The 25,376-nt window shown below is 56.5% G+C and carries 25 protein-coding genes; 12 read left to right on the top strand and 13 right to left on the bottom strand.

Translation table 11 applies throughout. The annotated features are described in order from the left end of the window. Positions 1-15 precede the first annotated feature (15 nt). Together hydN and ACTU3N_RS04685 are read right to left on the bottom strand one after the other, a co-directional pair. Positions 16-561 (bottom strand): electron transport protein HydN, encoded by a 546-nt coding sequence (gene hydN / locus ACTU3N_RS04690; protein ID WP_443084978.1) that lies wholly within the window; start codon positions 559-561, stop codon positions 16-18. Between the two features lie 132 nt (positions 562-693). Beyond that, a complete protein-coding gene (locus ACTU3N_RS04685) occupies positions 694-1,707 on the bottom strand; it encodes a LacI family DNA-binding transcriptional regulator (protein ID WP_443084977.1) in 1,014 nt (337 codons plus the stop codon). 245 nt (positions 1,708-1,952) lie between these two features. Here ACTU3N_RS04685 and ascF point away from each other — a divergent pair, with 245 nt between their 5' ends. Both ascF and ACTU3N_RS04675 read left to right on the top strand, forming a co-directional pair. Then, positions 1,953-3,392, top strand: a complete 1,440-nt coding sequence (gene ascF, locus ACTU3N_RS04680; protein ID WP_443084976.1) for a PTS cellobiose/arbutin/salicin transporter subunit IIBC — start codon at positions 1,953-1,955, stop codon at positions 3,390-3,392. Between the two features lie 17 nt (positions 3,393-3,409). Then, entirely contained in the window at positions 3,410-4,834 is a 1,425-nt protein-coding gene (locus ACTU3N_RS04675; RefSeq protein ID WP_443084975.1) for a 6-phospho-beta-glucosidase, read from the top strand. Positions 4,835-4,883: 49 nt separating this feature from the next. Here ACTU3N_RS04675 and ACTU3N_RS04670 read toward each other — a convergent pair whose 3' ends face one another. Beyond that, the gene (locus ACTU3N_RS04670; protein ID WP_443084974.1) at positions 4,884-5,306 is read right to left on the bottom strand and encodes a hypothetical protein; all 423 of its coding nucleotides are present in this window, start codon (positions 5,304-5,306) and stop codon (positions 4,884-4,886) included. A gap of 384 nt (positions 5,307-5,690) precedes the next feature. Between ACTU3N_RS04670 and ACTU3N_RS04665 the strand changes: the two genes are divergently transcribed. From ACTU3N_RS04665 to ACTU3N_RS04655, 3 genes are all read left to right on the top strand, one after another. Beyond that, positions 5,691-6,584 (top strand): SDR family oxidoreductase, encoded by an 894-nt coding sequence (locus ACTU3N_RS04665; RefSeq protein WP_443084973.1) that lies wholly within the window; start codon positions 5,691-5,693, stop codon positions 6,582-6,584. Between the two features lie 331 nt (positions 6,585-6,915). Continuing rightward, positions 6,916-8,787: a beta-glucoside-specific PTS transporter subunit IIABC gene (locus ACTU3N_RS04660; RefSeq protein WP_443084972.1), complete on the top strand. Its 1,872-nt coding sequence runs from the start codon at positions 6,916-6,918 to the stop codon at positions 8,785-8,787. A gap of 16 nt (positions 8,788-8,803) precedes the next feature. Beyond that, positions 8,804-9,799, top strand: a complete 996-nt coding sequence (locus ACTU3N_RS04655; protein ID WP_443084971.1) for a LacI family DNA-binding transcriptional regulator — start codon at positions 8,804-8,806, stop codon at positions 9,797-9,799. Between the two features lie 2 nt (positions 9,800-9,801). On the opposite strand, the gene ACTU3N_RS04650 is transcribed toward ACTU3N_RS04655, so the two are convergent. Then, positions 9,802-10,665, bottom strand: a complete 864-nt coding sequence (locus ACTU3N_RS04650) for an aldo/keto reductase family oxidoreductase (RefSeq protein WP_443084970.1) — start codon at positions 10,663-10,665, stop codon at positions 9,802-9,804. 169 nt (positions 10,666-10,834) lie between these two features. On the opposite strand from ACTU3N_RS04650, the gene ACTU3N_RS04645 reads away from it, so the two are divergent. Continuing rightward, a complete protein-coding gene (locus ACTU3N_RS04645) occupies positions 10,835-11,776 on the top strand; it encodes a sensor domain-containing diguanylate cyclase (RefSeq protein WP_443084969.1) in 942 nt (313 codons plus the stop codon). A gap of 28 nt (positions 11,777-11,804) precedes the next feature. Here the strand turns inward: ACTU3N_RS04645 and hycI are convergent, their stop codons facing one another. From hycI to hycA, 9 genes are all read right to left on the bottom strand, one after another. Continuing rightward, positions 11,805-12,260, bottom strand: coding sequence for a hydrogenase maturation peptidase HycI (gene hycI, locus ACTU3N_RS04640; protein ID WP_443084968.1), 456 nt, complete (start codon positions 12,258-12,260; stop codon positions 11,805-11,807). Next, positions 12,253-12,663, bottom strand: coding sequence for a formate hydrogenlyase maturation HycH family protein (locus tag ACTU3N_RS04635; protein ID WP_443084967.1), 411 nt, complete (start codon positions 12,661-12,663; stop codon positions 12,253-12,255). The genes hycI and ACTU3N_RS04635 overlap by 8 nt, the downstream gene beginning before the upstream one ends. Continuing rightward, on the bottom strand, positions 12,663-13,427 hold the full coding sequence (locus ACTU3N_RS04630) for an NADH-quinone oxidoreductase subunit B family protein (RefSeq protein ID WP_443084966.1): 765 nt from the start codon (positions 13,425-13,427) through the stop codon (positions 12,663-12,665). Before ACTU3N_RS04630 ends, ACTU3N_RS04635 begins: the two co-directional genes overlap by 1 nt. Then, the gene (locus ACTU3N_RS04625; protein WP_443084965.1) at positions 13,427-13,969 is read right to left on the bottom strand and encodes a formate hydrogenlyase complex iron-sulfur subunit; all 543 of its coding nucleotides are present in this window, start codon (positions 13,967-13,969) and stop codon (positions 13,427-13,429) included. The genes ACTU3N_RS04630 and ACTU3N_RS04625 overlap by 1 nt, the downstream gene beginning before the upstream one ends. 34 nt (positions 13,970-14,003) lie before the next feature. Next, positions 14,004-15,713, bottom strand: a complete 1,710-nt coding sequence (locus tag ACTU3N_RS04620) for a hydrogenase large subunit (protein ID WP_443084964.1) — start codon at positions 15,711-15,713, stop codon at positions 14,004-14,006. A gap of 12 nt (positions 15,714-15,725) precedes the next feature. Further along, positions 15,726-16,652 carry a respiratory chain complex I subunit 1 family protein gene (locus tag ACTU3N_RS04615; protein ID WP_443084963.1) on the bottom strand — a complete coding sequence of 309 codons (927 nt, stop codon included), beginning with the start codon at positions 16,650-16,652 and terminating at the stop codon, positions 15,726-15,728. A gap of 1 nt (position 16,653) precedes the next feature. Beyond that, positions 16,654-18,468, bottom strand: coding sequence for a formate hydrogenlyase subunit 3 (gene hycC, locus ACTU3N_RS04610; protein ID WP_443084962.1), 1,815 nt, complete (start codon positions 18,466-18,468; stop codon positions 16,654-16,656). After that, entirely contained in the window at positions 18,465-19,070 is a 606-nt protein-coding gene (locus ACTU3N_RS04605; protein WP_443084961.1) for a 4Fe-4S dicluster domain-containing protein, read from the bottom strand. Before ACTU3N_RS04605 ends, hycC begins: the two co-directional genes overlap by 4 nt. 97 nt (positions 19,071-19,167) lie before the next feature. Further along, a complete protein-coding gene (gene hycA / locus ACTU3N_RS04600) occupies positions 19,168-19,623 on the bottom strand; it encodes a formate hydrogenlyase regulator HycA (protein ID WP_443084960.1) in 456 nt (151 codons plus the stop codon). 191 nt (positions 19,624-19,814) lie between these two features. Between hycA and hypA the strand changes: the two genes are divergently transcribed. The 6 genes from hypA to flhA are packed head-to-tail and all read left to right on the top strand — an operon-like array spanning position 19,815 to position 25,371. After that, positions 19,815-20,162: a hydrogenase maturation nickel metallochaperone HypA gene (hypA, locus tag ACTU3N_RS04595; protein WP_443084959.1), complete on the top strand. Its 348-nt coding sequence runs from the start codon at positions 19,815-19,817 to the stop codon at positions 20,160-20,162. A gap of 3 nt (positions 20,163-20,165) precedes the next feature. Further along, entirely contained in the window at positions 20,166-21,038 is an 873-nt protein-coding gene (gene hypB / locus ACTU3N_RS04590) for a hydrogenase nickel incorporation protein HypB (RefSeq protein ID WP_443084958.1), read from the top strand. Then, positions 21,029-21,301 carry a HypC/HybG/HupF family hydrogenase formation chaperone gene (locus ACTU3N_RS04585; RefSeq protein WP_443084957.1) on the top strand — a complete coding sequence of 91 codons (273 nt, stop codon included), beginning with the start codon at positions 21,029-21,031 and terminating at the stop codon, positions 21,299-21,301. The genes hypB and ACTU3N_RS04585 overlap by 10 nt, the downstream gene beginning before the upstream one ends. Continuing rightward, the gene (gene hypD, locus ACTU3N_RS04580) at positions 21,301-22,422 is read left to right on the top strand and encodes a hydrogenase formation protein HypD (protein WP_443084956.1); all 1,122 of its coding nucleotides are present in this window, start codon (positions 21,301-21,303) and stop codon (positions 22,420-22,422) included. The genes ACTU3N_RS04585 and hypD overlap by 1 nt, the downstream gene beginning before the upstream one ends. Further along, a complete protein-coding gene (gene hypE / locus ACTU3N_RS04575) occupies positions 22,419-23,429 on the top strand; it encodes a hydrogenase expression/formation protein HypE (RefSeq protein ID WP_443084955.1) in 1,011 nt (336 codons plus the stop codon). Before hypD ends, hypE begins: the two co-directional genes overlap by 4 nt. Positions 23,430-23,469: 40 nt before the next feature. Beyond that, positions 23,470-25,371, top strand: a complete 1,902-nt coding sequence (flhA, locus tag ACTU3N_RS04570) for a formate hydrogenlyase transcriptional activator FlhA (RefSeq protein ID WP_443084954.1) — start codon at positions 23,470-23,472, stop codon at positions 25,369-25,371. The last annotated feature ends 5 nt before the right edge of the window (positions 25,372-25,376 follow it).

The following is a 25,376-nucleotide window of genomic DNA, read 5'->3' as shown; positions in this document are numbered from 1 at the left end:
TGAAATTGGGATGGATTAGAATCTCAATGACAAAGAACTGTCCAGCGCTGCGCGCCGCCGTTTCTCGACATTCATCTGTTCAAGCAAATCCCTGTCGACGCACACCAGCGCTTTCGTCGGGCAAACCTCCATACAGGCCGGGCCGGTTTCGCGGTGATAGCACAGGTCGCACTTGTTCGCTTCGGCCTTTTCCGCCCGTACGCTCAGCCCCATACCGCTGTGGCGAATAACCGGGCGCACCACCACTTCCATCGCGCCGTAGGGGCACGCCACGACGCAGGTTTTACACCCAATGCAGCGCTCCTGTGAAACATGCACAAAGCCTTTGTCGCGGCTGATAGCATTATTCGGGCAGACGTTAGCGCAGGGGGCGTCTTCGCATTGACGGCAGATGGCTGCCGTCGACACATTGACACCTTTGATGACATGGATACGGGGCAGAAAAGCCTGGGGCGTCAGCGCCGCGCAGTCCTGATCTTCCTGATGGGACACCACGCAGGCGACCTCACAGGTGCGACAGCCAATACATTTTGTGGCATCAGCCATCATAAATCGGTTCATAAACTCCTCCAGCAAAGGTTTATCCTGCTGAAGTATTCACAAAACGTGCCAAAATTTAATTGATTGAAAATTAATGAGAAATAAATAAAGAGATGCTGTCATCGGCAGAAGTGTCGATGACAGCTGTCGAGATTAACGGTAAGGACCGTCAATGAGCGATTCGCGGGAAATTAATTCGCCAGCAAAGGTCTGTTGATATTTAAACTCGCCGCCGTCGAGCATAAAAATTAAGCGGTTGATGGTCTCTTTAATCATTTCAGTTACCGGAATTCTGATGCTGGATAATGCCGGTACGGTAAAAGGCGCCATCGGAATATCGTCGAAGCCAATAATAGAGACCTGCTGCGGCACCGCTATTTTGCTGGCGTGCAGTTGCTTAATTGCGCCAATGGCCATGTCATCATTACTGGCGACTAACGCGCTAAACGACACCTTGCGTGATAATAACTCCTGCACGCCTAAGGATCCGCTTATCGGTGTCCATTTTCCTTCGACAATCAAATTACTGCGCAGCGCAATGCCGTGCTGCGTCAGCGCATCTTTATAGCCCGCCAGGCGTTCGACACCCGTTGGCGAATCCAGAGAGCCGGTAATAAAAGCAATATCCCGATGACCACGGGCAATTAATTGCGACACCGCCTGAAAGCTGGTGGATTTTTGATCGGAAAATACACAGTGGCTACTGTTTTTACGTAAACGACGGTTCAGCACAATAATCGGCTGTGGATGCTTTTCAATAATTTCATCCATTTCATCGACGCTTAAAAAGCGTGGATAAATAATTAACGCATCGCAACGCAGATCGAGCAAATATTGAATCGCTTCGCGTTCTTGTTCCGCGCTGTGTTTACCATCGGCTAATAATAACTGCCGCCCTTTGTCTTCGGTCATTCGCGCCGCGTGCGCCAGCAGCTCGCTAAAATAGACACCGTGGTAGAGGGTGTTGGTCACCACCAGTCCCAGAGTCTGGGTTTTACTGGACGCCAGGCTGCGCGCCAGCAGGTTTGGACGGTAACCACTTTCTGTAATGGCCTGAAAGACGCGATCTTTGGTCTCTTCGCTCACATAACCTTTGCCCGTCAGCACGCGGGAGACTGTCGCTTTCGACACCCCTGCCCGCTTTGCCACTTCCAGCATTGTTGCCATCTGCCCACCCCTGAAAAAATATTCATATAAAGTGTACTTCAGCCGTTGCGTTTATTCGAATAGTTAACTTTTGCCTTCTCTGGTGATCTTTATCACGCTTTAAAACATTGGTTAATTTTAGATCTTGTTTCATTCGAAGAAACTCATCATGATTTTGTGGAACCGGTTACCTATTTTGTGTTTCATAGTCGCCAGGGCGCAGCTGTGAAAATGTATCTTACTGATAAGACAGGATAATAATTTCGATGGCAAAAAATTATGCTGCGCTGGCCCACGCTGTCGTGGACGCGCTTGGCGGCGCTGACAATATCGCTGCCGTGACGCACTGCATGACGCGCCTGCGCTTTGTGGTGAAAGATGAATCGCAAATTGATAGCCCGACGTTGAAAACCATCAGTGGCGTGATGGGCGTGGTGCGCAACGACAACCAGTGCCAGGTGATTATCGGTAACACCGTGTCGCAGGCATTTCGTGAAGTCACCCGCCTGCTGCCGCAGGATATGCAGCCTCCCGCCGAACAAGCGCCGCAAAAACTGACGTTACGCCGCATTGGCGCAGGCATTCTTGACGCGCTCATCGGTACCATGTCACCGCTGATCCCGGCGATTATCGGCGGTTCGATGGTCAAACTGCTGGCGATGGTGCTGGAGATGTCCGGCGCGCTGCCCAAAGGCTCATCAACCCTGACCATTTTGACGGTCATCGGCGATGGTGCCTTCTTCTTCCTGCCGCTGATGGTTGCCGCTTCTGCTGCCGTAAAATTTAAGACCAACATGTCGCTGGCAATAGCTATCGCAGGCGTGCTGGTGCACCCAAGTTTTATCGAGTTGATGGCGAAAGCCGCGCAGGGTGAACACGTTGAGTTTGCGCTGGTACCGGTGACCGCCGTGAAGTACACCTACACGGTGATCCCGGCGCTGGTGATGACCTGGTGCCTGTCGTATATCGAGCGCTGGGTCGATCGCATTACGCCTGCGGTAACGAAAAACTTCTTAAAACCGATGCTAATAGTTCTGATTGCCGCGCCGCTGGCGATAGTGTTGATTGGGCCGCTCGGCATCTGGATCGGTAGCGGTATTTCAGCGCTGGTGTACACCATTCACGGCTATCTCGGCTGGCTTTCGGTTGCCATTATGGGCGCGTTGTGGCCGCTTCTGGTGATGACCGGCATGCACCGCGTCTTTACGCCGACCATTATCCAGACCATTGCTGAAACCGGTAAAGAAGGGATGGTGATGCCGTCGGAAATCGGTGCCAATTTGTCGCTCGGCGGCTCGTCGCTCGCCGTCGCCTGGAAAACGAAAAACCCGGAGTTGCGCCAGACAGCGATGGCCGCCGCTGCCTCGGCGATCCTCGCCGGGATCTCGGAACCGGCGCTGTACGGGGTGGCGGTGCGCCTGAAACGCCCGCTTATCGCCAGCCTGATTAGCGGGTTTATCTGCGGCGCGGTTGCCGGTATCGCCGGGTTGGCCAGCCACTCAATGGCAGCACCTGGGCTATTTACCAGCGTGCAGTTTTTCGACCCGGCGAACCCGATGTCGATTGTCTGGGTGTTCGGCGTGATGGCACTGGCCGTGGTGCTGTCGTTTGTGTTGACGCTGCTGCTGGGTTTTGAAGATATTCCGGTCGAGAAAGCAAGCGCGTCGGCAGCGCAACCGGTCACTGTTAAAGAAGTACGAGTCTGAAAATAACGAGGTAATGCATGTCAGTATTTCCGCAAGGATTTTTATGGGGCGGCGCGCTTGCCGCTAACCAGTCGGAAGGGGGATATCTGGAAGGCGGCAAAGGGCTGACCACCGTCGATATGATCCCGCACGGCGTGAACCGCCTGCCGGTAAAACTGGGGCAGGAAAAACGCTTTGCCCTGCGCGATGACGAGTATTACCCAAGCCACGAAGCGATAGATTTTTATCACCGCTATAAAGAAGATATCGCGCTAATGGCAGAGATGGGCTTTACGGTATTTCGCACCTCAATTGCCTGGAGCCGCCTCTACCCGAAAGGTGATGAGCTGACGCCAAACCCGGAAGGCATCGCGTTTTATCGCGCGGTGTTTGCCGAGTGCAAAAAGTACAATATCGAACCGCTGGTGACGCTGTGCCACTTCGACGTGCCAATGCATCTGGTAACGGAATATGGTTCCTGGCGTAACCGCAAGATGGTGGAATTTTTTACCCGCTATGCGCACACCTGTTTTGAAGCCTTCGACGGGCTGGTGAAATACTGGCTGACGTTCAATGAAATCAATATCATGCTGCACAGCCCGTTTTCCGGGGCGGGGCTGGTGTTTGAAGAGGGGGAAAACCAGGAACAGGTGAAATACCAGGCGGCGCACCATGAGCTGATTGCCAGCGCGCTGGCGACAAAAATTGCCCATGAGGTGAACCCGCAAAACCAGGTCGGTTGTATGCTGGCGGGCGGTAATTTCTATCCGTACTCCTGCAAACCGGAGGATGTGTGGGCCGCGCTGGAAAAAGATCGCGAAAATCTGTTCTTTATTGATGTGCAGGCGCGCGGGGCTTACCCGGCTTACTCCGCACGCGTTTTTCGCGAAAAAGGCATCACGATTGTTAAAGAAGCGGGTGACGACGCGATCCTCAAAAATACCGTGGATTTTGTCTCGTTCAGTTATTACGCCTCGCGCTGCGCTTCTGCCGACATGAATGCGCAGAACACCAGCGCCGCCAATATCGTGAAATCCCTGCGTAACCCGCATATCAGCGTCAGTGAATGGGGCTGGGGCATCGATCCGCTGGGTCTGCGCATCACCATGAATATGATGTATGACCGTTATCAGAAGCCGCTGTTTTTAGTGGAAAACGGTCTCGGTGCGAAAGATGAATTCAACACGGCGGGCGAGATAGAAGACGATTACCGCATCAGTTATTTACGCGAGCACATCCGCGCCATGGGCGACGCGATTGCCGACGGCATCCCGGTCATGGGCTATACCACCTGGGGTTGTATCGATCTGGTGGCGGCTTCCACCGGGGAAATGAGCAAACGCTACGGTTTTGTCTATGTCGATCGTGATGACTACGGCAACGGCACCCTGGCGCGCACGCGTAAAAAATCGTTCTGGTGGTATAAAAAAGTGATTGCCAGCAACGGCGCGGATCTGGATTAACGCGCGCAGGCAGGGCAGTTACGCAACTGCCCTGCCTGATAAACTGCAATTATTCTTTGTCGGGAGCCTGGCTGATTTGATTAAGACGAATACGCCAGAGTGCATCAAAGCGCTGCGCCATAAACGGATCTAATTGTTTTACCTCCGTACCCATTTTCAGCCCCGTGGCATAAATAGTCGAATCAAGCGGTGTTTCGTTATTAACAAAACCTTGAATAAAATCCTGGCCACGCTTATTTATGGCACCGTCAAAATAAATATCCGCAGACGGATTGCGCGGATTTTTATCACAAAGAATATCCGCTTTTTCTTTGGCTACACCACTGTCACCCATATTACTCACCACGGTAACCGCCATGCCAAGCGCGTGCAACCGGGCCGTCTGGCTGGTTTGCGCACCAATGTTAGCAATGCTTGCCAGCATTGGGTTTTCTTTTACCGCGCGGAAAAGAGAAAGCTCTTTTTTAAGCACGCGAAAATCAGCATGGGTTTGTTTGACGTGAATAATCTGGCCAGTAAGCGCATTTTTTAAAGGCTGTTTATTTATTGATAAAGCGTTATTTGCATAGACACCCGGCAAATAAGAGTGAGGCTGGTGAGTGATTTTCCCTGGCATATTATCGCACTTATATGTTAAGTAAATAATATATTATAAATATTAGCACCAGCGATGATATCAATAATCAATCCTGGGCATTATTCCCCTCACGCCGGTCTATCGTTAACTGACTTATTCCGCGCCAGCGCTGCTCGCAGTAACGCGTCTGTTTGCACAATTTTGCAGCAGTAGAACGTGACAACGCTCACATCTATGCCAGGCTTAAACACGTGTCTGACAACATCTAAAGGAGCAAATATGCCTGAGCAAAGACCGAAAAACACTTTAGCACCGGTTTATCCCACCCCTCCTTTTGAAAAACAACCTCAGCAGCCGCCAGGCCTTGCCAGCAAAATGGTGCCGCCGCCGGATCATGGTGAAACCAGCTATCTCGGCTCTGGTCGCCTTGCCGGTCGCAAAGCGCTAATTACCGGCGGGGATTCCGGTATTGGCCGGGCCGTCGCCATTGCTTATGCCCGCGAAGGCGCGGATGTTGCGATTAACTATTTGCCGGAAGAAGAGCCTGACGCGGCAGAAGTTATCAAACTTATTGAAGCCGAAGGTCGTAAAGCCATCGCCATCCCCGGCGATATCCGCTCTGAGGAGTTCTGTGAAAAGCTGGTAAAAGACGCAGTCAGCCAATTGGGCGGGCTGGATATCCTGGTCAATAACGCCGGACGCCAGCAGTTTAATGAATCTATCCGCACGCTGACGACAGAAGATTTTGATGCGACGTTTAAAACCAACGTCTACGCCATGTTCTGGATAACGCGAGCGGCGGTTGAACACCTGCCGCGCGGCGCCAGCATCATCAATACCAGCTCGGTGCAGGCGTATCAACCAAGCCCTATCCTGCTTGATTATGCCCAGACCAAAGCGGCCATCGTGGCGTTCACCAAATCCCTGGCCCAACAGCTCAGCGAGCAGGGTATCCGCGTCAACGCAATAGCACCCGGCCCCTACTGGACGCCTCTGCAATCCAGCGGCGGGCAGCCGCAGGAAAAAGTGCAGCAGTTTGGTGCCAGCGCCCCGCTGGGTCGCCCCGGTCAGCCGGTGGAGATTGCGCCGCTGTATGTCACCATGGCGTCTACAGAAAGCAGCTTTACCTCCGGGCAGGTCTGGTGCTCTGATGGCGGTACAGGCACCCTCTGATACATCCCTTCCTGGGTGGCCGCCAGCCGGTGGCCACTCATTTATCAAGGTGTGATGCCAGCCGATACGACACACGTTGGTACTTTTACCGGACTTCACCGCTTATCAGCCACGCCAAAAACCCTGAATAACCCGGCGCTGCCAGCCCTTTTGCTCGCGGGCAATTTTCCCCGCCAGGTGATAGTCGCGATGCTACCCCGCCAAAATTAGGGGCGTGATTCCCCTCGCAAATTTCCCTGAAACCGGTTGCACGGCTATCTCACCAGGATAGCATGAAACCGGTTTCAAGGCGAAATTCTTGCTCAGTCACACAGATAAAAGGGTAAAAGAAATGGCAGCCATCAGGGATTACAATAAGTTAGCGAGTGACATCCTCCGCGAAGTCGGAGGCGAAGAAAACATCAGTAACTTCTCCCGCTGTGCCACGCGCCTGCGCCTGGTACTCAATGAAACGCCCGCCACGGCAAAGGCCACTATCCAGAACCTGCCGGGGGTGATTGCCGTGGTGGAAAGCGGCGGTCAATTTCAGGTGGTGATCGGCACGCATGTCGCCGATGTCTTCGCCGCGTTTTCCGGGCTGGTTAAAGAGAAAGACGGCGCGGCGCAGCAGGCGAAAACCCGCTGGCTGGATGCGGTTATCGCCACCATGTCTGCCGTTTTTGCGCCCATTGTTTATATCCTCGCCGCCGCCGGGATTTTGCAGGGCCTGTTGATTCTGCTGGGGCTTGCCGATGCGGAGCTCAAAAACACCGGTACTTTTGCGGTGCTGAATTTTATGTCGTGGACGCCGTTTGCCTTCCTGCCGGTGTTTATCGCTATCACCGCCGCGCGCCATTTTAAATGCAACCCGTTTATCGCCGTGCTGTGCTGCTGCGCGCTGATAAACCCGGAGTGGACGGCGCTGGCGGGCAAAATCGCCACCGGCGAGGAGGTCAAATTCCTCTTCTTCCCGCTGGCTGAAACCGTTTATACCTCATCGGTGCTGCCGCCGTTATTCCTCGTCTGGGCGCTCTCCTGGCTTGAGCGCCGCGTCGAGAAGCTGCTGCCGGAAGTGGTTAGCCCGTTGTTTACGCCACTCGTCTGCTTTGTGGTGATTGTTCCCCTCACCCTGATTGTGATTGGCCCGATTACCAGTCGGGCAGCGCTGAGCGTCGCCGATGGCTATAACGCGCTGTTCCACGCCGCACCGGCGCTGGCTGCGGCAGTGATCGGCGGCTTCTGGCAAGTCTTCGTCATTTTTGGCGTGCACTGGGGAATTACGCCGGTGATCATGGCCAACTTCGACACTCAGGGGTATGACTCCTTCCAGGCGTATCAAACCATGGCGGTGATGGGTCAAATGGCCGCCGTGTTCGGCGTATTTATCAAAAGCCGCAACAAACAGCTTAAAACCACCTCTTTGTCTGCAGGCGTGACGGCCATCTTCGGTATCACCGAACCGGCCATTTACGGCGTCACGCTGCGCTTTAAAAAACCCTTTATCTGCGGCTGTATCGGCGGTGCCGTTGGTGCCGTGGTCGCCAGTCTGTTCGGCAGCCTTTATTATGCTTACGCCGCGCTGCCGGGGATGTTTACGCTGATGAATGCCATCAGCCCTGATGCGCCCATGTCCTTTATTGGGGAGCTGGCCGGAGCCGGTACGACGATAGTCCTGACCGTGCTGATGGTGCAATTTGTCGGTTTTGACGATCCTGTAGAGGAGAAGCCACAAGCGCACGCGCCGCTTCGCGTCGGCACCTTGCAAATGCTAAGCCCAATCAAAGGCGAAGTGATTGCGCTCCAGAGCGTTGCCGACGACGCCTTCGCGGGCAAAGTGCTTGGCGACGGTATTGCGATTATCCCGCACGAAGGCAAAGTGGTGGCCCCGTGTGATGCGCAGGTCGCAACATTGATAGACTCTCACCACGCTATCGGTCTGGTATGTGATAATGGCGCAGAACTGCTGATTCACGTAGGGTTGAATACGGTCAATTTGCAGGGGAAATTTTTCACGCCGCTGGTGAAAGAGGGCGACAGAGTGCGCGCAGGTACGCCGCTTCTGGAGTTTGATAAAGCGCGCATTGAGCAGGCAGGCTACAACCTGACGACCCCAGTGCTGGTGGTTAATAGCGATGAATTTACGCTGACCCGCCACCAGTCGCAGGGCACCGTCACGCCCGGTATGCCGCTGATGTCGCTGAATCCGGGGGCGCAACCGGCATAATAAACGAGGTCAATGAATGGTAACGATACTGGATGTCGCAAAGCTTGCTGGGGTCTCCAAAGCGACAGTATCGCGCGCGCTAAACGGTAAGGTCTTTGTCCGCGAAGAGGTTAAAGAGCGTATTTTTCAGGCCATCGAGCAAACCGGCTATCGGCCAAACCAGCTGGCGCGCAATCTTGCCAATAAAAAGACCAACTCAATAGGTCTGGTTATCACGAACGGGCTGTATAACGGCCCGTTTTTCTCCAGCATGATTTACCAGGCCGCCACGCAAAGCGAGAGCCACCGCCGCCAGCTGGTGCTTGCCGATGGCAAACACAGCGCGCAGGATGAGCGCGATGCCATCCATCTGCTGCTGTCGCTGCGCTGTGAAGCGATTTTGATTTACCCCAAATACCTGACCGTGGACGAGCTGGACGCGTTGATTTCGCAAAACGAGACGCCGATCGTGGTTATCAACCGCGCCTTAAACCGCCACCGCAACCAGTCGGTGTTTATCGATCATCAACAAAGCAGCGCCATGATGATGAACTATCTTCTGGGGCTGGGGCACCGGCGGATTGCTTTTGTTGCCGGAGCAGGCGGCTCCCCGACCGGCGAAAGCCGTTTGCGCGGCTATTACGCTGCCCTGCGCCAGGCGGGCATTGAGCCGCAGGCGGAGCTGGTGGTGCAGGGTAGCTGGAGCACCGACAGCGGCTATGACGCCGGGCGCGCGCTTTTGGCCCGCAACGTTGCGTTTACCTGCGTGCTGGCCGCCAACGATGATATGGCGATTGGCGTAGCGAAAGCCCTGCATGAAGCAGGGCTGCGCATTCCGCAAGAGGTGTCGCTGGCCGGGTTTGATGATTCGGTGATCGGCAAATATTACAACCCATCGCTGACCACCGTGCATGTCCCCATTGATGAAATGATCCACCACGCGGTGGATAGCGCGCTGGCGGCGCAACCTCAAGCACCGCGCACCTTTCAGGGGGAATTAGTCTGCCGGGAATCGACCGCGCCGCACGCGTAACGTTACGCCTTGCCTATCGCATTTAATTTCGCCAGCGCATCGGCCGGTAACGTGATGTCAGCGCTGGCCAGGTTTTCGTGCAGATGCTGGGGCGAAGAGGTACCGGGGATCAGCAAAATATTCGGCGAGCGCTGTAAAAGCCATGCCAGCGCAACCTGCATCGGTGTTGCGCCCAACGCCTGCGCCACGTCATTGAGTTCACCCGACTGCAACGGCGTAAACCCGCCGAGCGGGAAGAACGGCACAAAGGCGATGCCCTGTTTATTCAGCTCATCAATCATCGCATCGTCCTGACGGTTCGCCAGGTTATAGAGATTCTGCACGCAAACAATCGGGGTCATTTTTTGCGCGTCGGCAACCTGCTTCGGCGTCACATGACTCAAACCGATGTGGCGAATCAGCCCGCGTTCCTTCAGCTTAAGCAAGACCTCCAGCGGCGCTTCCAGCGAACCCTCTGCCGGTGCATGCGCATCGAACATTGCGCGCAGATTGACGACCTCCAGCACATCCAGACCGAGGTTGCGCAGGTTATCTTCTACCGCGCGAGTCAGCTCTTCTTCACTGAACGCGGGCAGCCAGTTGGCTTTATCGTCACGACGCGCCCCGACCTTGGTCACGATGCATAAATCATCCGGGTAAGGATAAAGCGCCTGCTTAATCAATTTATTGGTGACATGCGGGCCATAAAAATCACTGGTATCAATATGACGCACCCCAGCGGCAACAACTTCCCGTAACACCTGTAACGCTTTCGCTTCATCCGCCGGTGGTCCGAAAACCCCCGGCCCTGCCAGCTGCATAGCGCCATACCCCAGACGACCAACCAGCCTGTCGCCAAGACGATAAGTAAGTGCGGGTTGAGACATGAACATTCTCCTGTGTGATAAGTAAACAGAGTGTAGAAGTATTGGAACCGCGTCACAATCCCCGCTGGCAACCTGCGGATATATAACGGAATCAGGGCGCGTATTCACCGGGAACTGGCTACACTAAAGAAGAAGACTGCCAGTGAGGTTGTATATGATATTTCCGGCCATGCCAGTAAACGAAAACGAACGGCTGCGTTCACTGTATATGATGGATTTGCTGGATAAAAAGGATGATGAACGTTTCGACCGATTAACCCGCATGGCGAAGACCACATTTGATGTTCCTATCGCCGTTATCAGTTTGCTCGATCATGACCGGCAGTGGCTGCTCTCCCGTAATGGCCTTGATGCGCAGGAGTCGCCGCGTAATTTGTCATTTTGCGCGCACGCTATCCTCGAAGAGGGGGTGTTTATCGTTAAAGATACCCTTGCCGATCCACGCTTTGCGGATAACCCGTTTGTCACCGGCGAGCCGTGGGTGCGTTTTTACGCCGGTTGCCCGGTGAGGTTGCCGGACGGTTTTATAGCCGGAACCATTTGTATTATTGATACCTACCCTCGCCCCTTCTCCTCTGCCGAAATTAATACCCTGCTCGATTTTGCCGCCATTGTCGAAGATGAATTTTTTATCCTCAGCCTGGCGATGACCGATAAACTGACCGGCATGCCTAATAATCGCGGATTTTACCGTTCGGGAGAAAAACGATTTTCCTGGTTAAAAGAGAAGCAAAAAAAGTTCAGCCTGCTTTATTTCAGCATCGATAACCTGAAATCCATCAATGAATTGCTGGGTAAAGAGGAAGGCGATCGGGTAGTGAAAACCTTTGCCGGTTTTCTGACGAAAGGGCTGAATAAGTGGGATCTCGCCGGGCGTCTGGGCGGCGGTGAGTTTGCGGTTTTGCTGGAAGAGACACCGACCAGCGGCGTGGATGCGTTTTTGTTTTTTTTGCAAACCCAAATGGATACCCTTGAGCAGCCGCCTGACAAGCAGTTTCCCATTAACTATTCGCACGGTGTTATCGAAAACGGCGGCGAAAAGTATGACTCCCTGCACGCCATGCTGGAAGACAGCGGCAAAGTGATGTACGCAGAAAAACGCCGCCGCTAAAGGGTGCGCCGGTTCTCCGGCGCATCGCTTAGAGCCTGCCGAACCCGCCGTCGCCCTGCCAGTTATCCAGGCACTGATACACGCGCCCGACCGCGCTTTTTACCGCTTCGGTCATCGGGTAGTAAAAGCCGACGATATCCGGCTGGATGCCGAGAAAAATCACCTCCCCGACATCCTCTTTAATCTGATCGATAAGATAATTCAGCGGCATATTATGCGTGGTCATTAAAAAAAGCTCGGCGATATCATCCGGGTCAATCACCCGCACCTCGCCAGGCGCCAGCCCCATATCGGTGGCATCGACGATGAGTAACCGCGCGGGGCGCAGCTCACGAATCGCCACGACGTCATTCTCCGGCGCGCTGCCGCCGTCAATCACCAGCCAGCGGCCCGGCATTTTCGCCGCGCACATCTCTGCCAGCAGTGGGCCTGCGCCATCATCCCCCATCATGCTGTTCCCCACGCACAACAACACATCAGTCACGAAGTCTCCTTACCATCAGATAGATGGCGCTTTCCTGGTAGATATCATGCAGCAGCGAAAGCAGCGTGGCGCTCCACGCCTGCTGTTGCGCGGTTTGCTGCGCCTGCGCGCGGTTAAAGGCATTCGCCAGCAGCGCCAGATGGCTATGGTCGATAACAATTTCTCCGTAGCGCGGCACGCCTTCCATCTTGCGCCGCGCCTCGCTGCCTTCCGGGAGCGTTGCTATCCAGGCAAGGTAGTCCTGCCACGGGCAGCTCAGCGCGGTTTCCAGGCAGTCAATAATCCCCAGGTGATGGCCGATGGCGAGGCTGTAATAAACCACCTGCTGTGCCTGAGCAGGCGCGGTATCGTTCTCGTCAATAAACTTGCGCCGCAGCTGGCTGAAAACCACCGATTCACTCATCAGACTTTTGCCTCCTGTACCACCTGATTCAAATGGCTGACTATCTCGCTCAGGCGCGGATCGTTCTCCTCGGCCAGCCAGCGCATCACCTCGTGCTCGCCCGCGCTGCGTTTTTGCAAATAGTTGTCAGCAATCTGGCGACCGTAGCGATAGCCTGCCAGGCGGCGCGCGGTGCGATCCACTTTGACGCGCAGCGGCTGCACCATCGCCGGGTGTAAAATATCCGCAGGCAGGTCGTCCTGCTCGCCCGGCAGACGGGCGTGGATTTTTTGCTCCAGCAGCCCGAGCGCCATCGCAAAACCATACAGCGTGGCAGCAGGCGTCGGCGGGCAGCCTGGGATATAAACATCCACCGGAACGATTTTATCGGTACCGCCCCACACGCAATAGAGATCGTGAAAGATACCACCGCTATTGCCGCACGCGCCGTACGAGATACAAATTTTGGGATCGGGCGCGGATTGCCAGGCGCGCAGCGCAGGCGAGCGCATCGCGCGGGTGACCGCACCGGTAAACAGTAAGATATCCGCATGGCGCGGGGAAGGAACCACCTTGATACCAAAACGTTCTGCGTCGAAAAGCGGCGAAAGCGTGGCGAAAATCTCGATTTCACAGCCATTGCAACCACCGCAATCAACACGGTAGACATAAGCCGATCGTTTGATTTTTTTCAACAGCGAGGCTTTCATGCTGGCGATGGATTCCTCCACCGTCAGCGGAACCGGGATCCCGTCACCGTCGCGCGGGCCTATAAACGCGTTCATTAGCTGGCCTCCTTCATATGGCGGGTCAAATCGATACTGTCGGTGGGCACCAGACATTTGCGCCGTTTGCACGCCGGGCAGGTTTCAAAACTGGCGCGGCGCTGCTCCGCGCGGGTGTCGCCGTTATGCGCCAGCAGCGCGATGGCGTAATCTATCTCTTTTTGCACCGCGAAAGGCCGCTGGCACTCCCGGCACTGGCACAGTTCAAAGCGCGACTGTTGCAAAAAGTCCTCCTTGCGCCAGACCGCCAGTTCATACTCCTGCGAAAGCGTAATAGCCGCCGTCGGGCAGACCTCTTCACAGCGCGCGCAAAAAATGCAGCGCCCCAGATTGAATTGCCAGGCAAGCTCCCCGCTCGCAAGGTCGGTTTCCACCGTCAGGGCGTTCGACGGGCACGCATTAACGCATGCCGCACAGCCGATACATTGCTGCGGATTATGCTGCGGTTTGCCGCGGAAGTTTTTATCGACCGGCATCGGCGACAGCGGATACGCGACGGTAGCATTGCCTGTTTTGATAACTTTTTTGATAAAGGTAAACATTGTTGCTCCATGTCTTCCCCACGCGGGGAAAGCCCTATTTCAGCGGCGAGTTCTTACGCTCTACCCCGTAACGCTCAAGCTCTTTGTACGCCACGACCTTGCTTTTCTTCTTGCGCACATCCACCACCGTCATGCGATCGGTGCAGGAGTAGCACGGGTCGAGGCTGCCGATAATCAGCGGCGCATCCGATACGGTGTTACCGCGCAGCATATAGCGCAGCGTCGGCCAGTTAGCGTAGGTCGCCGCCCGGCAGCGCCAGCGGTAGAGCTTCTGGTTGTCGCCGGTCATGCTCCAGTGGATGTCATCGCCTCTGGGCGCTTCGGCAAAACCAAGCGCAAAACGGTGCGGAATATAGGTAAACCCCTCCACCAGCAGCGGGCCGCCGGGGAGATTATCCAGGCCGTAATCAATCATATTCAGCGCGGTAAGCACTTCGTTGATGCGCACTTTCAGGCGCGAAATCACATCGCAGCCCTGCTCGGTATGCACGGTCATGGGCAGCATGCCATAGCCGACAAAAGGGTGATCGGCGCGGGTGTCGCGGGCGTGGCCGCTGGCGCGCACCATCGGGCCGACATTGCTGAAATCACGGGCGATTTGCGGGTCGAGGCGACCGATGCCCACGGTGCGCTGTTCAATGTTTGGCGTGCTCATCAGCATCTCGACAAGCTCCATCACGTCGCGACGCATTTGCTGCGCCAGCTGGCGGGTCTGCACCATATCCTCTTTCAGCATGTCGCGGCGAATGCCGCCAATCAGGTTCAGACCATAAGTTTTACGCGCACCGGTGAGGATCTCGGCCATTTTCATGGAGGTTTCACGCACGCGGAAAAACTGCATAAAGCCAGAGTCGAAGCCGACAAAGTGGCAGGCAAGCCCCAGGTTCAGCAGGTTGGAGTGCAGGCGTTCCACTTCCAGTAAAATGGCGCGGATCATCTGCGCACGCTCCGGCACCACAATGCCCATCGCATTCTCAACGGAGGTGGTATACGCCGTGCTGTGGGCGAAGCCGCAAATACCGCACACCCTGTCTGACAAGAAAGTCACTTCGTTATAACCCATGCGGGTTTCCGCCAGCTTCTCCATGCCACGGTGGACGTAAAACATGCGATAGTCGGCATCGACGATGTTCTCGCCATCGACAAACAGGCGGAAATGCCCCGGCTCGTCAGAGGTGACGTGCAGCGGGCCAATCGGCACGACATTGTTCTTCTTATCACCCAGTTCGTTGATAAATTCATAGGTTTCCGCATCGGTGGTTGGCGCGGGGCGCTGGCGATAATCCATGCTGTCTTTACGCAGCGGCCACAGTTCGTCAGGCCAGTCATCGGGCAGCACCAGGCGGCGCTCGTCCGGCAGCCCCACCGGCACCAGACCGTACATATCGCGCACTTCACGCTCGCCCCACACCGCCGCAGGCACGCGTGGCGTCACCGAGGGGTATTCAGGTTTGAGCGCATCCACCTCTACGCGCACGGTTATCCAGCATTTCGTGCCGCTCTCCATCGACAGCACATAGTAGACGGCGAAATGACCGTTGAGTTTGCGCTCATCATTACCAAACAGCACCGACAGCCAGCCGCCCTGCTGGTAGTAGAGATACTCCACCACTTCCGGCAGGTAATTGATTTTGATGGTTACGGTCAGTTGGTCTTTCGTCTGCCACGCCGCATCCAGCACCACGCCGGGAAATCTTTCGTGCAGCGCGGTAAGATAATGTTGACCTACTTTTTCTTCAGACATGCATAAACTCTCTTAATACGTCGCCAGCAAGGAGACGAACGCTAAAAAGGCGACGCCGAACCCGGCCCAGGTGATACGCGAGGTGGCGGTAAAACGCAGGCGCGCCATGCTGTTCTCAAAAAGCGCAATCACCAGCACGCCGATAAACAGTTTCGCCAGCGCAATAACTGCGGCTATCAACAGCCCTTTCTCGCTCATATCACTTATCTGCCCCCAGGGAATAAAGACGCCGAGGAACAGTTGCAGCACCACCAGCTGTTTTAAGCTGATGCTCCATTTCAGCAGGGCAAAACCGCTACCGCTGTACTCCGAGAGCGGCCCTTCCTGTAACTCCTGCTCAGCTTCCGCCAGATCGAAAGGCAGCTTGCCCATTTCAATAAACGTGGCGAATGCGCAGGCGCACAGGGCGAGAAACAGCGGAATGGAGTCATGCAGCGGCCAGTGATAAACACAGCGGGTGATGTTGCTGATGTGCGTGGAACCGGCGACCAGGGCTGCGACCCACAAACCGAGCAGCAATATCGGCTCGACCAGCACGCCAAGCATCGCTTCGCGGCTGGCACCCAGCCCGGTAAAAGGGCTGCCGGTATCCAGCCCGGCGAGGGCAAAAAAGAAACGCGCAACAGCAAAGAGATAAATAAGGGTGATGAGATCGCCGAGCAGCGGCAGCGGCGACGAGAGCGTCACGACCGGCAGCGCTGTCGCGATGGTCAGCATCACGCCCGTCATCAGCAACGGTGTCAGGCGAAACACCCAGCCAGAGGCCGCAGGGGCAATACTTTGCCGCCCTAATAATTTGAACAGGTCGCGGTACTCTTGCAGCACGCCCGGCCCACGGCGGTTGTGCAAGCGGGCGCGCGCCACGCGGCTGACGCCAGAAAAGAACGGCGCAATGGCGAACAGCACCAGCGCCTGTAAAAGTGCATAAACAAGCGTCATCTCAGGCTCCTCGCGAAATCACTACCACCACCAGCACCGCCAGCTCAATCAGCGCCAGCCGCCGGAATAACACCGGCGCGGCCTGCGCCTGTAAGCCAGGAATACGCAGCTGCGGCTCCAGCCACTTACGCATCTTCAGCAGCGGAGCAAACGCAGCCTTGACCGGCATCGCAAAGCCGTGTGCGGTGATAACCATCGCCTCTTCATGACCGTAACCACACACCCAGGCGCTGCCGCGACGGCGCGCTGGCAGGCGATCCCCTTTAAACAGCAACAACATCAGTAGCGGGAGCAGCGGCGTGGCAATCAGCAGCAGCGCTATCATCGGCGGTGATACAACGGTGCTGGCGGTGTGCAGCGGCAAAGGGACGGCGGCAAACAGCAGCGGCATCAGCCAGGGCGACGCCACGCCGCCCGCCACACAGCACAGGGCCAGCGCGGCAACGCTGCCGGTCATCAACCAGGGGACAGCGCGCGGCTGTTGCGCCTGCGTGGATCGCGGTGCGCCGAGGAAGGTGACGCCATAGACTTTCGCCATGCACATCACTGCCAGCGCTCCGGTCACCGCCAGGCCGACCGCCAACAGCGGCCCCAGCAATTGCAGCACGAACGTACCGCTGGCGCTTAAACGAAAGAAGGATTGATAGATAACCCACTCACCGGCAAAACCGTTAAGCGGCGGCAGCGCAGCCATCGCCATCAGCCCCACCAACATGGCCAGCGAGATAACCGGCATCGTTTTCCCCATGCCGCCGAGCTTTTCGATATCGCGAAAACCGGTGCCAAACCAGAGCGCGCCCGCGCCGAGAAATAGCGTGCTTTTAAACAGACTATGGTTAAACAGATGGTACAGCCCGCCGGTCAGCCCCAGCGCCATCAGCACCGGCTGGCGCAGCGCAAGCCCGCAGATACCCGCGCCCAGCCCAAGCAAGATGATGCCTATGTTTTCCAGTGTGTGATAAGCCAGCAGCCGCTGAATGTTGTGCTCCATCAACGCATACAGCCCACCGACAAACGCGGTAAAGCAGCCAAACACCAGCAGCAGCCCCCCCCACCACAGCGGCGGTTGCCCACCGAGCAATGACAAGCTGAGAATGCCAAACAGCCCCACTTTCATCACCAGCGCCGAGAAGAGCGCCGCCGCAGGTGCTGGCGCGTTAGCATGCGCCTGCGCCACCCAGGCATGAAGCGGGATAATCCCCGCCAGCAAACCAAAGCCGCACACGCCGAGCAGCCAGATATCGCTCCCTGGGGTGTGGGCATTCAGCGCAATAAAATCCAGCGTGTGATAACGCTGCCACGCCAGCCAGCAGGCAATCACCAGAAGCAGCGTACCCACGCGCCCCATCGCAAACCACAGCTTGCCGGACTCGCCGCAGCCGGTAAGAAACACCGCGCAAAGCGCCATGATTTCAATCATCACCACCAGCGCGCCAAAATTCGCCGCGCACACGGCGCACACGGCAGCGGCCAGCAGCAGATTAATCAGAAGACCGTTAGCGTTGACCGCTTCATGGCGGTGCCAGTGGATGTTATAGAGGCAGATAAACCCGCCGCAGATGCCGAGCGTTATGAGCCATACCGCGCTCAGCGGCGTGATGAGTAGCCCATAGCGAATCAGCGGGAACATACCAGCGATGCTTTCGGCGCGAAGGAGCGCCAGCACGCCGCAAAGCGCCACCATGACGCAGCCTGCCGCGCCGCCAAGACCGGCCAGCCAGCCGCTCAGCACTTTATGCGGCGTAAACAGATAAGCCAGCGCGGCGGCACAAACCAGCACGGTCACCGCGCCCGCAAGCAATGAGAGAAGAGTCATTTCACACTCCGGGTTTGCTGTAACAGCGACAAATCGCCATAGTCGGTATTAAGCGTCAGCTCACGTTTACGGCGGCTGGCGCGGGCCAGGTCGCGGTTATTGACCAGATGCAGCGCATGGGTCGGGCACAGGCGGACACAGGCAGGCCCTTGTTCATCGAAGTGGCAAAGATCGCACTTCACCGCGATGGCGCGTATGCCGGGCACCCAGTCAAGCAGTGTGCTGACGCGCGCAGGCGCAGGCGGCGCGGCAGGCGCTTTCGGCGAGTTCACATTGGCCGGAATATCCAGCGGGCGGCTGCCGGAAAATTCAATAGCGCCGAACGGGCAGGCAATGGCGCACAGCTTGCAGCTTACGCACAGGCTTTCGTTGAGCTGCACCGCGCCGTCGATACGGTTGATAGCATTCACCGGGCAGACGCCCGCACAAGGCGCATCTTCACAGTGATGACACTGTTGCGGCGCGGATTCAGTTTCGCTGCGCGAAACGTGCAGGCGCGGCATCGCCTGCAGGCCATACGCGCGATGCGTTTCGGCGCAGGCCGCTTCGCAGGTATGGCAACCGATACACAGCGACGCGTCGGCAATTACAAAACGGTTCACCAGCTATTCCTCCGGTGATGTACCCGATTATCGGGCGGTCATTAATGACGAATGTGTCACTCCGTGTGTCACTTTCGACACGCGTCGACACCCGAACTTAGGCGAGTTTCGCCGTTACCAGCGCCCTGAGCGTCACCGGGGAGGCCGTTTTTAGCGCGGCATAGAGATTGCTATACACGTCGGCAATTTTGCTCAGATAGTGCTCAAGCACGGCTTCGCGATCGCGGTTGCTGATAACGCCATCGATTGTGCCGTCGCAATCCAGACGCGCTTTTGCAACCAGGCACTTCTCGCTCCCGTCTTTGTTGGCAATTGCGTATTCAATGACGTGGCCGTTAAAGCCCCCGGCGAGGGTGATAGAGAGGGTAAAGTGTTCAAATAACTCAAAGCAGAGCTGCTGCTCCGGCGCACTGCCGATGGCATGGTGCAGCCGCGCTTTCGAGAGCGTTATTCCTTGAGTCAGGGTGTTGCAGTACTGTCGCCACGCCTCGCGCAGCTGCTGATGATGCCCGGCAATGTAGTCTGCCTTTTCGCTAATTTCCCAAATCGTCATGTCAGCTAATCCATCAATAAAAACGTTTTCGCTTAAGCATCATCCATGCCAAATTTTAATGTGTTGATTAATAATGACATTTATAAAAAGGCTTGCGGTATCGACGTGACGTGTCGATGGCATCGACACCGGCGAAATGACTTTTTTAACGCTGGCATTGTTATTGCATTACAGGGCAGCAAGGAGGAGTTATGCACGAAATTACCCTGTGCCAGCGAGCGCTGGAATTGATAGAGCAGCAGGCCGTGGCAAGCGGTGCGCGGCGGGTTACCGGTGTGTGGTTACATATTGGCGCATTTTCATGCATAGAAATTGACGCTTTAACGTTTTGTTTTGATCTGGTGTGCCGTGGCAGCCTGGCGGAAGGTTGTACACTGCATGTCGAACAGCAGCAGGCGGAGTGCTGGTGCCCTTCCTGCCAGCAGTATGTAACGTTATTAAGCCTGCGGGTGCGCCGCTGCCCACAATGCCAAAGCGACCAGCTGCATATCGTCGCCGACGACGGTATGCAAATTCAGCGACTGGAAATTGAGGAGTAAATAATGTGTACGACATGTGGTTGTCAGGACGGAAACCTTTATATAGAAGGCGACGAACGTAACCCGCACTCTGCGTTTCGCAGCGCGCCGTTCGCCCCGCCTGACCGCCCGGCGCTGAAAATCACCGGCGTCAAAACCGCTGCCTTTAACCCAACCCAGCTGGAAAATGGCGATCTGCATTACGGTCACGGCGCGGCCGGAACCCATGCGCCGGGCATGAGCCAGCGGCGGATGCTGGAAGTCGAGATTGACGTGCTGGATAAAAACAACCAAATCGCCGCCCGTAACCGCGCCCGTTTCGCCGCTCACCGGCAACTGGTGCTCAACCTGGTCTCCAGCCCCGGTTCCGGTAAAACCACCCTGCTGACCCAAACGCTTGAGCGCCTGAAAACGCGCGTACCCTGTGCCGTTATCGAAGGCGATCAGCAAACGGTAAACGATGCCGCGCGAATTCGCGCTACCGGCACACCGGCCATTCAGGTCAATACCGGCAAAGGCTGCCATCTGGATGCGCAAATGATTGCCGACGCCGCCCCGCGCCTGCCGCTGGCGGATAACGGAATCCTGTTTATTGAAAACGTCGGCAACCTGGTGTGCCCGGCCAGTTTTGATCTTGGCGAGCGCCATAAAGTAGCGGTGCTCTCGGTCACCGAAGGGGAAGACAAACCGCTGAAATACCCGCACATGTTCGCGGCGGCCTCGCTGATGCTGCTCAATAAAGTGGATCTGCTGCCGTACCTCGATTTTGATGTCGAGCGCTGTCTCGCTTACGCCCGCCAGGTCAATCCCGGTATTGAGATCCTGCTGGTTTCCGCCACGCGCGGCGAGGGGATGGACGCCTGGCTGGCGTGGCTGGAGGCGCAGCGATGTGCATAGGCGTGCCGGGGCAAATCTGCGCCATTGATGGCGTGCAGGCAAAAGTGGACGTCTGCGGCATCCAGCGCGATGTTGATCTGACGCTGGTTGGCGGCTGCGATGAGCACGGCCAGCCACGCCTCGGTCAATGGGTGCTGGTGCATGTCGGCTTCGCGATGAGCGTGATTAATGAAGCAGAAGCCAGAGATACACTGGCCGCGCTGCAAAATATGTTTGATGTCGAACCGGATGTCGGCGCGTTGCTGTTTGGTGAGGAGAAGTAATGCGTTTTGTTGATGAATACCGCGCCCCGGAACAGGTGATGCAACTAATTGCCCATTTACGCGAACGGGCAGCAAAGCTGGCTTATACGCCCGCGCGCCCGCTGCGCATTATGGAGGTGTGCGGCGGCCATACCCATGCCATTTTCAAGTTTGGTCTTGATCAACTACTGCCGGAAAACATTGAGTTTATTCATGGCCCCGGCTGCCCGGTCTGCGTTTTACCGATGGGGCGCATCGATACCTGTGTAGAGATTGCCAGCCACCCGGAGGTGATTTTTTGCACCTTTGGCGACGCAATACGCGTGCCGGGCAAAAACGGCTCGCTGCTGCAGGCGAAAACGCGCGGCGCTGATGTGCGCATCGTCTATTCGCCGATGGACGCGCTGGCGCTGGCGCAACAGCATCCCCAGCGCAAAGTGGTCTTTTTCGGCCTGGGGTTTGAAACCACCATGCCGGCGACTGCCATTACGCTTAAACAGGCGAAAGCGCGCAACGTCGATAATTTCTGGTTCTTTTGCCAGCACATCACCATCCTGCCGACGCTGCGTAGCCTGCTCGAACAGCCGGATAACGGCATCGACGCGTTTCTCGCACCGGGGCATGTCAGTATGGTGATTGGCACCGAAGCCTATTCGTTTATCACCGACGAGTTTCAGCGCCCGCTGGTGGTTGCCGGGTTCGAACCGCTGGATCTGTTACAGGGCGTGGTGATGCTGGTGGAGCAGAAAATCGCCGCCGAAAGCCGGGTGGAAAATCAGTACCGCCGCGTGGTGCCGGATGAAGGCAACCGCCTTGCTCAGCAAGCCATTAATGAGGTGTTTGCCGTGCACGGTAACAGCGAATGGCGCGGGCTTGGGATGATAGAGCAGTCCGGCGTCCACCTGCGCGCCGATTATCAACGCTTTGATGCCGAGGCACACTTTAAACCAACCATACAGCAGGTTTATGACTCACCCCACGCCCGCTGCGGCGAAGTGTTAACCGGCAGATGTAAACCGCACCAGTGCCCGCTGTTTGGCAACACCTGCAACCCGCAAAGCGCATTCGGCGCGCTGATGGTTTCCTCTGAGGGCGCTTGCGCGGCCTGGTATCAATATCGCGCCCAGGAGTATCAAGCATGAACGAAATCCAACTGGCCCACGGCAGCGGCGGCCAGGCAATGCAGCAATTAATCAACCAGCTCTTTATGCAGGCGTTTGCCAACCCGTGGCTGGCTGAACAAGAAGACCAGGCCAGGCTCGATCTGGCCGCGCTGAGTGCGGCGGGCGACCGGCTGGCGTTTTCCACCGACAGCTATGTTATCGACCCGCTGTTTTTCCCCGGCGGGGATATCGGCAAGCTGGCCGTGTGCGGCACGGCGAACGATATCGCCGTGAGCGGCGCCCTACCGCGCTATCTCTCCTGTGGTTTTATCCTCGAAGAGGGCTTACCGCTGGCAACATTGCAAGCGGTGGTCGAAAGCATGGCGGCGACGGCGCGAAGCGCGGGTATTGCGATAGTCACCGGTGACACCAAAGTGGTGCAGCGCGGTGCGGCGGACAAACTGTTTATTAACACTTCAGGTATCGGCGCGATCCCCCGGCATATTCACTGGGCGGCAAGTACCCTGACCCCCGGCGATGTGCTGCTGGTGAGCGGGACACTTGGCGATCATGGCGCGACGGTGCTTAACCTGCGCGAAGGTCTGGGTCTTGATGGCGAGCTGCAAAGCGATTGCGCGGTGTTGACCCCGCTGATTGCGACGCTTCGTGATTTGCCCGGCGTGAAAGCGCTGCGTGATGCCACGCGCGGCGGCGTCAATGCGGTGGTGCATGAGTTTGCCGCCGCCTGTGGTTTTGGTATTGAACTGAATGAAAAAGCGCTTCCCGTCTCCCCGGCAGTACGCGGTGTTTGTGAATTGTTGGGACTGGACGCGCTAAACTTTGCCAATGAAGGCAAACTGGTGATTGCCGTCCAGCGCGAGGCCGCAGAGCAGGCGCTGGCGCAACTGCACGCCCATCCTCTGGGAAAAGATGCGGCAATCATCGGTGAAGTAGTCGAACGCAAAGGTGTACGGCTTACAGGGATTTATGGCGTCACTCGCCTGTTGGATTTACCTCATGCGGAGCCGTTACCCCGGATCTGCTGATTTTTTTGACACCTGCGGGTGTGTTCCTGGATTGAGCAAAATGTCGTATACACCGATGTATTCCCTCGGGCAACAAGGGTTGTTCGATATTACGCGTACATTATTACTGCAGCCGGACACGACGGCGCTGAGTGAAACACTCACCTGCATGGCGCGGCAGGCGGCACTGGCTGATAACGTGGCTATCGTTCCCTGGCATGCGGACAGCCACGACACGCTAAGCCCCCATTACGCTTTGCTGGCGCTAAGAGTAGAAGAGACGATTTTCGGCGGCTGCGAATTTACCCGCCGTGACGAGCGGCCCTGGAGTGAGCAGGAGGTTGAACGCCTGCATACGCTTGCGCAAATTGTCGCGGTAGTGATGGAACAATTGCAGAGCCGGGAAAAACCCGCCACTGACTACGCCGCCCTGTGCCAGGAGCGCAACGACTTTCGCATCCTGGTGGCCATTACTAACGCCGTGCTCTCCCGGCTACATATGGACGAGCTGGTCAGCGAAGTCGCCAAAGAGATCCATTACTACTTCGGTATTGACGCAATAAGCCTGGTGCTGCGCGGCAACCGTAAGGGGAAGCTGACCCTTTACTCGACGCACTACCAGGATGAAACCCGGCCTATTCATGAGACACAGGAAGCCGACGAAGCCGGAAGCCTGAGCGAGCGCGTGTTCGCAAGCAAAGAGATGCTGCTGCTCAAGGTGCATGAGAGCGACAAACTCGCGCCCTATGAGCGGATGCTGTTCAATAACTGGGGCAACCAGATCCAGACCTTGTGCCTGCTGCCGCTGCTTTCAGGTAAAAAACTGCTCGGCGTGCTAAAGCTGGCCCAGTGCCAGAAAGAGGTCTTTACCCCGGCGAACCTGAAACTGCTGCGCCAGATTGCGGAGCGTATCGCTATTGCTGTTGATAACGCGCTGGCGTATCAGGAAATCCATCGTCTGAAAGAGCGGCTGGTGGATGAAAACCTGGCGCTTACCGAGCAGCTAAACAATGTGGATAGCGAGTTTGGCGAGATAATCGGGCGCAGTAAGGCGATGTCCAGCGTGCTGAAACAGGTAGAGATGGTCGCCAAAAGCGACAGCACGGTGCTGCTGTTGGGTGAAACCGGCACCGGAAAAGAGCTTATCGCCAGGGCTATTCATAATCTCAGCAACCGCAACACCCACCGGATGGTGAAGATGAACTGCGCGGCGATGCCCGCGGGTCTTCTGGAAAGCGATCTTTTTGGTCACGAGCGCGGCGCGTTTACCGGCGCCAGCGCACAGCGCATTGGCCGCTTTGAACTGGCGGATAAAAGCACCCTTTTTCTCGATGAAGTGGGTGATATGCCGCTGGAATTGCAGCCTAAATTGCTGCGGGTCTTACAGGAGCAGGAGTTCGAGCGCCTCGGCAGCAATAAATTGATCCGTACCGATGTGCGGCTTATCGCTGCCACCAACCGCGATCTGCAAAAAATGGTCGCCGATCGTGAGTTTCGCAGCGATCTTTATTACCGGCTGAACGTGTTTCCTATCCACCTGCCGCCGCTGCGCGAGCGCCCGGAAGATATCCCGCTGCTGGTAAAAGCCTTCACCTTTAAGATAGCGCGCAAAATGGGGCGCAATATCGACAGTATTCCGGCAGAAACGTTACGGGTGCTGAGCGCCATGCCGTGGCCGGGCAACGTGCGCGAGCTGGAAAATGTGGTCGAACGGGCGGTGCTGCTAACGCGCGGCAACGTGCTGCAACTCTCGCTGCCGGAGATAAGCGTGCCGCCTCCGCCGCAAACCGCGGAGGTAGCACGCGACGGGGAAGATGAAGCGCAACTGATTATCCGCGTGCTGCGTGAAACCAACGGTGTCGTTGCCGGGCCGAAGGGTGCGGCGCAAAGGCTTGGTCTTAAACGCACGACGCTGCTCTCAAGGATGAAACGGCTGGGTATTGATAAAGACGCGTTCTGTTAAGCGAT

The organism is Vagococcus sp. WN89Y, from assembly GCF_052220145.1.
Classification (GTDB): domain Bacteria; phylum Pseudomonadota; class Gammaproteobacteria; order Enterobacterales; family Enterobacteriaceae; genus Kosakonia.
The sequence above is the reverse complement of the archived record's forward strand: the minus strand, read 5'-3'. Positions and strand labels throughout refer to the sequence as shown.

Coding starts and splice junctions, on each gene's coding strand:
- hycC (WP_443084962.1), bottom strand. CDS start 18,468: ATGACTCTTCTCTCATTGCTTGCGGGCGCGGTGACCGTGCTGGTTTGT.
- ACTU3N_RS04625 (WP_443084965.1), bottom strand. CDS start 13,969: ATGTTTACCTTTATCAAAAAAGTTATCAAAACAGGCAATGCTACCGTC.
- hydN (WP_443084978.1), bottom strand. CDS start 561: ATGAACCGATTTATGATGGCTGATGCCACAAAATGTATTGGCTGTCGC.
- flhA (WP_443084954.1), top strand. CDS start 23,470: ATGTCGTATACACCGATGTATTCCCTCGGGCAACAAGGGTTGTTCGAT.
- ACTU3N_RS04585 (WP_443084957.1), top strand. CDS start 21,029: ATGTGCATAGGCGTGCCGGGGCAAATCTGCGCCATTGATGGCGTGCAG.
- ACTU3N_RS04650 (WP_443084970.1), bottom strand. CDS start 10,665: ATGTCTCAACCCGCACTTACTTATCGTCTTGGCGACAGGCTGGTTGGT.
- ACTU3N_RS04630 (WP_443084966.1), bottom strand. CDS start 13,427: ATGAACGCGTTTATAGGCCCGCGCGACGGTGACGGGATCCCGGTTCCG.
- ACTU3N_RS04665 (WP_443084973.1), top strand. CDS start 5,691: ATGCCTGAGCAAAGACCGAAAAACACTTTAGCACCGGTTTATCCCACC.
- ACTU3N_RS04620 (WP_443084964.1), bottom strand. CDS start 15,713: ATGTCTGAAGAAAAAGTAGGTCAACATTATCTTACCGCGCTGCACGAA.
- ACTU3N_RS04645 (WP_443084969.1), top strand. CDS start 10,835: ATGCCAGTAAACGAAAACGAACGGCTGCGTTCACTGTATATGATGGAT.
- hycA (WP_443084960.1), bottom strand. CDS start 19,623: ATGACGATTTGGGAAATTAGCGAAAAGGCAGACTACATTGCCGGGCAT.
- hypD (WP_443084956.1), top strand. CDS start 21,301: ATGCGTTTTGTTGATGAATACCGCGCCCCGGAACAGGTGATGCAACTA.
- ascF (WP_443084976.1), top strand. CDS start 1,953: ATGGCAAAAAATTATGCTGCGCTGGCCCACGCTGTCGTGGACGCGCTT.
- ACTU3N_RS04615 (WP_443084963.1), bottom strand. CDS start 16,652: ATGACGCTTGTTTATGCACTTTTACAGGCGCTGGTGCTGTTCGCCATT.
- ACTU3N_RS04675 (WP_443084975.1), top strand. CDS start 3,410: ATGTCAGTATTTCCGCAAGGATTTTTATGGGGCGGCGCGCTTGCCGCT.
- hypA (WP_443084959.1), top strand. CDS start 19,815: ATGCACGAAATTACCCTGTGCCAGCGAGCGCTGGAATTGATAGAGCAG.
- ACTU3N_RS04635 (WP_443084967.1), bottom strand. CDS start 12,663: ATGAGTGAATCGGTGGTTTTCAGCCAGCTGCGGCGCAAGTTTATTGAC.
- hypE (WP_443084955.1), top strand. CDS start 22,419: ATGAACGAAATCCAACTGGCCCACGGCAGCGGCGGCCAGGCAATGCAG.
- ACTU3N_RS04655 (WP_443084971.1), top strand. CDS start 8,804: ATGGTAACGATACTGGATGTCGCAAAGCTTGCTGGGGTCTCCAAAGCG.
- ACTU3N_RS04685 (WP_443084977.1), bottom strand. CDS start 1,707: ATGGCAACAATGCTGGAAGTGGCAAAGCGGGCAGGGGTGTCGAAAGCG.
- hypB (WP_443084958.1), top strand. CDS start 20,166: ATGTGTACGACATGTGGTTGTCAGGACGGAAACCTTTATATAGAAGGC.
- ACTU3N_RS04660 (WP_443084972.1), top strand. CDS start 6,916: ATGGCAGCCATCAGGGATTACAATAAGTTAGCGAGTGACATCCTCCGC.